Origin of the sequence: Tardiphaga sp., from assembly GCF_044336785.1 — a bacterium.
Taxonomy (GTDB): Bacteria; Pseudomonadota; Alphaproteobacteria; order Rhizobiales; family Xanthobacteraceae; genus Tardiphaga.
In genome coordinates this window covers 1-7,881 of sequence record NZ_JBIIOT010000152.1, presented here as the reverse complement: position 1 = coordinate 7,881, position 7,881 = coordinate 1, and the positions used below count along the sequence as shown (strand labels likewise).

At 61.1% G+C, this 7,881-nt stretch carries 3 protein-coding genes and 1 pseudogene; 2 read left to right on the top strand and 2 right to left on the bottom strand.

The features are described from left to right. Positions 1-146: 146 nt before the first annotated feature. Positions 147-2,777 (top strand): annotated as a pseudogene (clpB, locus tag ACIQ2A_RS24705) (ATP-dependent chaperone ClpB); the annotation flags it as partial. 123 nt (positions 2,778-2,900) lie between these two features. Here clpB and ACIQ2A_RS24700 read toward each other — a convergent pair. Beyond that, positions 2,901-4,118: a hypothetical protein gene (locus ACIQ2A_RS24700; RefSeq protein WP_398484485.1), complete on the bottom strand. Its 1,218-nt coding sequence runs from the start codon at positions 4,116-4,118 to the stop codon at positions 2,901-2,903. A gap of 270 nt (positions 4,119-4,388) precedes the next feature. On the opposite strand from ACIQ2A_RS24700, the gene ACIQ2A_RS24695 reads away from it, so the two are divergent. Further along, entirely contained in the window at positions 4,389-5,027 is a 639-nt protein-coding gene (locus tag ACIQ2A_RS24695; RefSeq protein ID WP_398484483.1) for an NAD-dependent epimerase/dehydratase family protein, read from the top strand. A 2-nt stretch (positions 5,028-5,029) separates the two neighbouring features. Here ACIQ2A_RS24695 and ACIQ2A_RS24690 read toward each other — a convergent pair whose 3' ends face one another. Then, positions 5,030-7,099, bottom strand: a complete 2,070-nt coding sequence (locus ACIQ2A_RS24690; RefSeq protein ID WP_398484481.1) for a M23 family metallopeptidase — start codon at positions 7,097-7,099, stop codon at positions 5,030-5,032. Between the last annotated feature and the right edge of the window lie 782 nt (positions 7,100-7,881).

Below are 7,881 nucleotides of genomic sequence, written 5' to 3'. Positions count from 1 at the left end.
GATACCAAATTTTATATGAGGCTCTTCCCTTTTCGGAACTTGGTGCCCACATTTCGGTCAAGCTGGTTTTAACGCCAGCGACACCCAATGAAGATGCCGGGCCCGTGCTTTCGAGGCGAGACCGGCAGGCCGAGGGACAACACACGATGAACATTGAAAAATACACCGAACGGGTGCGCGGCTTTATCCAGTCGGCGCAATCACTGGCCGTGCGCGAGGGCCACCAGCAATTCTCGCCGCTGCATATACTCAAAGTCCTGCTCGACGATAGCGAAGGGCTCGCCGGCGGTCTGATCGACCGCGCCGGTGGCAATTCGCGCGCGATCCTGAAGGCGACCGAGGACCAGCTGGGCAAGCTGCCCAAGGTGTCCGGCTCCGGGGCAGGGCAGGTCTATCTCGCGCCCGCCACGGCGCGCGCACTGGATGCGGCCGAACAGGCCGCCGAGAAGGCCGGCGACAGCTTTGTCACCGTCGAGCGCCTGCTGCTGGCGCTGACCCTGGACAAGGACTCAGAGGCGGGACAGCTGCTCAACAAGGGCGGCGTCACCCCGCAAAATCTCAATGCCGCGATCAATGCGCTGCGCAAGGGCCGCACGGCGGATTCCGCCACGGCCGAAAACGCCTATGACGCGCTGAAGAAATATGCCCGCGACCTCACCCAGGCGGCGCGCGACGGCAAGCTCGATCCGGTGATCGGCCGCGACGAGGAAATCCGCCGCACCATCCAGGTTCTGTCGCGCCGGACCAAGAACAATCCCGTCCTGATCGGTGAGCCCGGCGTCGGCAAGACCGCCATCGCCGAAGGCCTGGCGCTGCGCATCCTCAATGGCGACGTGCCGGAGAGCCTGAAGGACAAGAAGCTGCTGTCGCTCGATCTCGGCGCGCTGATTGCCGGCGCAAAGTATCGCGGCGAGTTCGAGGAGCGGCTGAAGGCCGTGCTCGGCGAGGTCACCTCGGCCGAAGGCGGCATCATTTTGTTCATCGACGAGATGCATCAGCTGATCGGCGCCGGCAAAGGCGATGGCGCCATGGATGCGTCGAACCTGCTGAAGCCCGCACTGGCGCGCGGCGAGCTGCATTGCATCGGCGCCACCACGCTGGATGAATATCGCAAGCATGTGGAGAAGGACGCCGCACTGGCACGGCGCTTCCAGCCGATCTTCGTGGCCGAGCCGAGTGTCGAGGACACCGTCTCGATCCTGCGCGGCCTGAAGGACAAATACGAGCAGCATCATGGCGTGCGCATCACGGACTCCGCGCTGGTTGCCGCCGTGACGCTGTCGAACCGCTACATCACCGACCGCTTCCTGCCGGACAAGGCCATCGACCTGATGGACGAGGCCTCGGCGCGGCTGAAGATGCAGGTCGATTCCAAGCCGGAAGAGCTGGATTCGATGGATCGCGAGATCATCCGGCTCAAGATCGAGCAGGAGGCCCTGAAGAAGGAAACCGATGCGGGGTCGAAGACCCGGCTGGAGAATCTGGAAAAGGAGCTGGTCGAGCTCGAGGAGAAATCCGCGGCGCTGACCCAGAAATGGTCGGCCGAGAAGAACAAGCTGTCGGATGCGCAGAAGCTCAAGAGCGAGCTCGATAGCCTGCGCCTCGAACTCGCCGATGCGCAGCGCCGCGGCGAATATCAGCGCGCCGGTGAGCTGGCCTATGGCCGCATCCCCGATCTCGAAAAGCGGCTGGCCGATATCGAGGCGAACGAGAACTCCGAGATGATGGAAGAGGCGGTCACCGCCAATCACATCGCCCAGGTGGTCTCGCGCTGGACCGGCGTGCCCGTGGACAAGATGCTGGAAGGCGAGAAGGACAAGCTGCTGCGGATGGAGCTGAGCCTTGGCAGCCGCGTCGTCGGCCAGTCCGAGGCGGTGCGTGCGGTTTCGACCGCGGTGCGCCGCTCGCGCGCGGGCCTGCAGGATCCGAACCGGCCGATCGGCTCGTTCATGTTCCTGGGTCCCACCGGCGTCGGCAAGACCGAGCTGACCAAGGCGCTGGCCGCCTATCTGTTCGACGACGAGACGGCGATGGTCCGGCTCGACATGTCCGAATATATGGAGAAGCACTCGGTCTCGCGGCTGATCGGCGCCCCTCCGGGCTATGTCGGCTATGACGAGGGCGGCGCGCTCACCGAAGCCGTGCGGCGCAGGCCTTATCAGGTCGTGCTGTTCGACGAGGTGGAGAAGGCGCATCCCGATGTGTTCAACGTGCTCCTGCAGGTGCTCGATGACGGCCGCCTGACCGATGGTCAGGGCCGCACCGTCGATTTCCGCAACACGCTGATCATCATGACGTCGAATCTCGGCTCGGAATTCCTGGTCAACCAGCCCGAGGGCGAGGATACGTCGGCGGTGCGCGAACTGGTGATGGGCAATGTGCGCGCCCATTTCCGCCCCGAATTCCTCAACCGCGTGGACGAGATCATCCTGTTCCACAGGCTGCAGAAGAGCGAGATGGGACGGATTGTCGAGATCCAGTTCGCGCGGCTGCTGAAGCTGTTGGAGGATCGCAAGATCGTGCTGGCGCTCGATGACGCCGCCCGCGACTGGCTCGCGGAGAAGGGCTGGGATCCCGCCTATGGTGCCCGCCCGCTCAAGCGCGTGATCCAGCGCAGCGTGCAGGACCCGCTGGCGGAAATGATCTTGGCTGGCGACGTCAAGGACGGCGACCGCGTCGAGATCAGTACCGAAGGCAATGTGCTGACGTTCAATGGCAAGGCGGCGGCTGGCACGGAGATCGAGGAGTTCGACGTGCCGGCGAAAAAGATGTTGAATTGCACAAGCGCGCTGCTTGAGATGGGCGGCCTGAACCTTATGGTTCAGGCCGTTTTCTCGATCCGACGGCGGATCAAATCCTGGAACTTTTGACGTTATCGCTTGTCGATCAGCCGCGCTGCCTCACTTTACTGCAGTGCAGTTGGTGTCCCTATTCGGGTCTGCGAACTTAGCTTTTATTTTTTTTATGTCATCGTCTGTTAAAGACGTTTGGTCGGTGTTCTTTCCTATAAATTGAAGGAGAGCCTTCCGGAGTTCGGGGTCACCATCCGCAAAACTGTTACCCGGCATGTTGCAATTTGCGGCCCATTTCGTGACCAGACCGGGGTCGCGCTTGAGGCGGCCTTCAGGGGTTGATCCGTTGCCGGCCGCCGCTTTTTTCTGACCACCCGAGCCCGCAGTAGTACCTGGCGTTTCGTCCGTTTCCTTCGTGTTTTCCTTCGCCGATTTGTACATCACCGTTCCCGTCGAAGCATCGATATCGATGTTCGATGGTGTATTGCTGATCGAGCGATTCAACAAATAGTGGATACCCTCGCGCGTGCATTGATGTTCGATAACGCTGACGGCGTTGATCGCGTCGGAGAACGTATACCCGCCTGCGCTCTCATTATACGTTATAGTTTTCTTGTCTGCGTTTTCGTATGCACTGATGGCGATCGGGTCATCAGCAAGATCGACCTGTTTCAAATGAAAGTTTGCTAACTTCATCTGCGCCGTTTCGACAAGAATTCGCGCCGTGTCACGATCAATCGAAAGATAGCGATACTCCTGATATGCGTTGAGGCCGTCATTGACACCTGTCACTGCAATCGCGAAGCTCTTCGTCAATGTGGCATTGGTGTTGATGAGCGCGAGAATGCCAGTTGCGAAGCTCGAAGCGACACCGATCTCGCGTTTGATGAATTCGAGATATTGATTGCCTTCGTCCAGTCTGGTCAGATGACTGCGGCAGATCAACTGTGCAGCACGCAATCCGGTTCGGATGTAGTATTTGACGAGACGCTTCGTGCCGAATTTTGTCGCCAGATATTCTTCAAGTGCATCGCCTTCAGCCTCGCGCAATCTGACCTGAAGCTCAGGTGTGGCAGCTAAAGAATCGGGAACGATGAAAGGGATCGTTTTGTAGCCTGCTCGCTCTGAACGAAGCCTGAAGTCGGCATAAGTGATCGGATCGAGATTGTATTTCCGTGACAAAAGGATCGACGCTTGGACGAATAGCTGGATCGCGACGTCCGACTCGCCATCCATGACCAGTCGTGGCGGATTGAGCGGCGGATTGCGGCAACCGCCCAATGACAAACTTGCAATCAGTACTACGCTGAAAAGAATTCGTTTCATTCGTGCCCCCGTGAAAACCCCGCATCACGGAACCACGTGAACCACGGTGAAGGCTATTACAGGTTGTGTTTTTCCCTAGGTTATCCACACCCATAAGTTGCTGGCTGCAGCTAGGTTTTCGATCGTTACCTTTTGGCACAAAGGCGTCATGCCTGAAGTCTCATCGCAGCGCTCGTTCGGCCTGTCTGTAATGGATGCCGCTAATGGGCGACACGCACGGTGCGGTCCGCCTTCTTGGAAATGCCGCGCACTGGATCGGAAGGTAGTCACATGACCCGCATTCTCATTGCCGGGGCCACGGGGCTCGTCGGTCGTATGGTCCTTGAAAAGACGCTTGCCGACTCTCGCATCACCCGCGTGATCGCCCCATCACGGCGCCCGCTCGCGGCGCACCCGAAGCTCGACAATCCACTGGCGGATTTTGACCACCTCCCGAACGAGGCCGACTGGTGGAATGTCGACAGCGTCATCTGTGCGCTCGGCACGACGCGGGCCAAGGCCGGATCGGATGCAGCCTTTCGCACGGTCGATTACGACTATCCGCTCGCCATCGCCCGGCTGGCGCACCGCCATGGCGCCACGCGCTTTGCACTGAACTCATCGCTCGGTGCTGACGCGGCGTCGCGGCTGCTTTATCCCCGCACGAAAGGTGAGATCGAGGCGGCGATCAAGGCGGTGGGCTTTGCGTCGCTGACCATCGTGCGGCCGGGATTGATCGGCGGCGACAGGGATGAATTCCGGCTGGGCGAGCGGATCGCGTCGGTGGTTCTCGGGATGCTTGGGCCAGTGCTGCCAAGGCGCTACCGGATCAGCCCGGCAGAAAAAATCGCCGATGCGCTGATCGACGCCGCTGTTACTGGCCCGTCAGGCGTTCATCTGATCGAGGCGGAGCGGCTTGCGGCTGGCTGATCTCAGCGCGTAGTGATCGACCGCGTCTGCGGCGGCGTGGCCGTACCCGTGCTGCCCGTCGCATCCGACACCCGCGCTGATCCGCGCTGGTTCATCTGCGTATCGATCTGGTCGCGGGCCTTCTCGAAGCTCGCCATCATCGGGCCTTCCAGCGAGCGGCCGCGCGGCAGGCGCACGCGCATGGGATCGACGAAGCGGCCATTGACCAGGATTTCGTAATGCACATGGGCGCCGGTGGAGAGACCGGTGGAGCCGACAAAGCCGATCACCTGGCCCTGACGGACGCGCTTGCCGGGCTCCATGCCCTTGGCGAAGGCCGACATATGGCCATAGGCGGTCTCGTAGCCGTTATTGTGCTTCACGCGGATATATTTGCCGTAGCCGCCTTCCCAGCCCACTTTCTCGATGGCGCCATTGCCCGAGGCGAAGATCGGCGTGCCATAGGGGGCGGACCAATCCACGCCCGTATGCATCTTGGTGTAGCCGAGGATGGGATGGCGGCGGCCGCCGAAGCCGGAGCGCATGATGGCGTTGTTGACGGGCTTGCGGACCAGGAACTTCTTCGCGCTCTTGCCGGTCTCGTCATAGAAATCGACCACGGAATCGTCGTCGGTCTTGAAGCGATAGTATTTCTTGGTCTCGCCGCCGACGGTGAGCGAGGCGAACAGCACCTCGTTGCGATCGGGATTGGCGGAGCCTTCGTCTTCGCTGGCGAAGTAGACGTCGAAGCTATCGCCGGGCTGCACGCGACGCTGGAAATCGACATCGTAGGAATAGATCTTGATCATGTCCTCGATGACGGTGGCCGGCACCTTGTTGCGCAGCGCCGTCTCGTAAATGCTCTGATAGAGGCGGACGCCGGTGCCGTCGTCCTCTTCCTCGTCATCGTCATTGGGAGCGGCGACCTGGGTCGCGGTATTCATGGTCGAGACATCGACGGCGACATATTTGCCGAGGTCGGACAATGCGGCCACGGCTTCAACTGTTGCGTCTGTTGCGACCACGACGCGATAGGGCATCAGGCGCAGGCCGGGACCGGCCGGCGCCATCAGGATGCGCAGCTTCTGGCCTTCGCGCAGGCCGCCATCGCGGCCCTTGGCGCCGAGCGTCAGCGCGATCTGGCGGGCTTCTTCCGGGGAAGCGCCCTGATCGCGCAGGATGCCGGGGACGGTCTCGCCCTTCTTGACGATATGGATGCGTTCGCCGGTGGGATTGCCGCCGGTGATCTGCTCCTTGGTCTTGGCGAGGAGGGTGACGTTTTCCGGCACGATGCGGGTCTCGAAGCCCGCATAGGGATCGGCCACATTGCCTTCGGCCGCATAGGCCATCTTCATTTCGCTGCCGGCGCCGCTGTAATCCTGCGCGCCGCCGATGGAGGCGTAACGCACGCCGCCCTGGCCGCGCCAGTTCGAGGCATCGCGCACGCGCATCAGGACGTCGTCGATGGCGACCGATGCGGCGATCTTGGCTTTCGGCAGCACCTGGGCGAGATCGCGGGTGACGAAGGAGACTTCGGCATCGGGCTCGGCGGTCTCGGTGGTGTTGCCGGCATCTTCTGCCGTCGGCTGTGCGCCGCCGACATCGGTGAGCAGGCGCTGCGCATTGAAGGCTGGCACCTTGGCGGAGAGATCGCTGGTCGCCATCACCAGATTGCCGGAGATTTTGACGTAAGGCCGCACGCGCATCACATCGCGATTGCCGACGCGCGTCACTGTCGAGACGCGAAATACCTGGCGCGCAGCGGATGCTTCGCTCGGCGGCGGCAGGCGATCGGCTTTATGCAGGCTGGCTTTGTCGCCCGGGCTGACAGCGCCGCGCAGCGCGCTTTCCACGCGCTCGGGCAGTTTGGCAAATGTCATCTCGCCATCGAGCGACGCGAAAACGGCGCCGCCGATCAGAGCCGCGCCGCAGAGACCTGTCAGAATCGTGCCGGAGAACCATTGGACGGAGACGCGACGGCGATCGATCACCGCGGCTTCGGAGCCATCAACGGAGAGTGGCGGCTCGTGGCCGAGATCGATGATCCCGGTCTCACGATTATAGGCGCCACTGCGTGACAGTCCGTGGTTCAAACCGTAGTCCCCCAAAGTGCCGGCGTCCGGCGACGAAGCTTCCCTGGCTCGGTCGCATGGATGATCGCACGGCGCGGGCCAAAATGCTGGCCCAAGGTCAAATCGTCAATGCTGCAGAGAGGCTGTTACCGTCTTGCACATGTCGTCCAGGCTGCGTGTCCGGCGATCCTTCTATAGCGATCCATCCACTGATCGCCAGACAGATCACCATGTCGCCGTCGTCGCAGCCGCCGGGGATGGATTTTCCGGTCCCGGAACCGAAAAGATTTCGCGGTTCCGACAAAGAATCTTCATCCAAGGCCGCGTCAGAACGCCGGATCAATGTGGCTTTGATGCGGCGTTAGCGCTGATAAACCTACGCTTTTCCGCCTGCGAAGATTCTTCGGCACTGCGTGACGATTTTCTGACGAAACGCGTTGACAGGTCCGGTCGTCCCCCCCTATAAGACGGCCACTGAGCGCGGCGGCGCCGGGGCCCAACGGCCCGGGCGGTTTGACGCGCTCCGGAAATCAACATCGCGACAGTGATGAAGTAGCCGATAGGTCTCGGCTGCTGAATTGTTGTCGAATAGATTGTTGAGAGAGATTTTGACGCCTCCGGCGTCGGGCTGTTTGACAAGTTGAGAAGAAGAAAGAGAAACGTGGACGGCGGAGTCCTTGCGGGTCTCGCATGACGGAACTTTGGTTTTGTTATTGTGAGGCCGGACGAAAGACTTCGGCGGCACTACGTTTTTTACAAGGAAACACCATCGCTGTTTTGCGCTGTGAAGCGCGGACGGCATG